This window comes from Shewanella sp. 1180_01, from assembly GCF_052850535.1.
Genome location: NZ_VXCT01000162.1, coordinates 1 through 892, shown reverse-complemented (window position 1 = coordinate 892; position 892 = coordinate 1). Strand labels below are relative to the sequence as shown.

Below are 892 nucleotides of genomic sequence, written 5' to 3'. Positions count from 1 at the left end.
GCGTTCAACTATTTAAAACGATCGGCATTATCAGCAATGACTGGCTTTTTATTGAAAAGATGACTCGTCCTGAATAGCGTTGACACGTTTCAAACTCATTTTGGAGAGTATATTTATTGGTACAGCGTGAACTAAAACTGTAGCCGCAGATCTGATCGTCATCGCCTATCAACTTACCCATCAACCGTGTCAAAACCTCGCTATAAAACAACCAACTGGAAGCAATACAACCAAGCCTTAATCAACCGCGGTTCACTTACCTTTTGGATTGATGAGGATGCAATTACTAAGTGGAAAGCCAAGGTCGAGCAGCCCAAGAAAGGTCGCCCTCGAGTGTTTAGCGACTTAGCCATTACCACTGCGTTGATGGTTAAGCGTATTTTCTCTATGCCACTGAGAGCCTTACAGGGCTTCATCAATTCGGTGTTTAAACTGGGTGACATCCCATGATCTTGCCCGCATTACACCTGTATCAGTAAACGCGCGAAAACGGTCAATATTGCTTTTAAAACCAAGACTCACGGCGCCATTGAGCACTTAGCTATCGACTCGACAGGCTTGAAGGTCTATGGCGAAGGTGAGTGGAAAGTGAAGAAACATGGCACAGATGGAAAGCGCCGAGTGTGGCGTAAACTGCATATTGCCGTAGATACACATAGCCATGAAATTATTGCCGCAGAACTCAGTTTATCAGGTGTCACAGACGCTGAAGTTATGCCCATTTACTTAAGCAAACCCATCGAAAAATCCGCAATATCTCGGGTGATGAAACCAACTGTGTAGCTTGATATTTGAACAATAATGAGAGTTTTGTTTGCTAACTCGATTTAGGAAACAAAGCCAGTCCACAGCTGTATTCCTCTTGGTTTTTTTACAGATTCAAGAGTGCAAT

At 43.4% G+C, this 892-nt stretch carries 1 pseudogene; it reads left to right on the top strand.

The features are described from left to right. Window positions 1–186 precede the first annotated feature (186 nt). A pseudogene (locus FW758_RS24650) lies at window positions 187–767 on the top strand (IS5 family transposase); the annotation flags it as partial. Window positions 768–892: the final 125 nt, after the last annotated feature.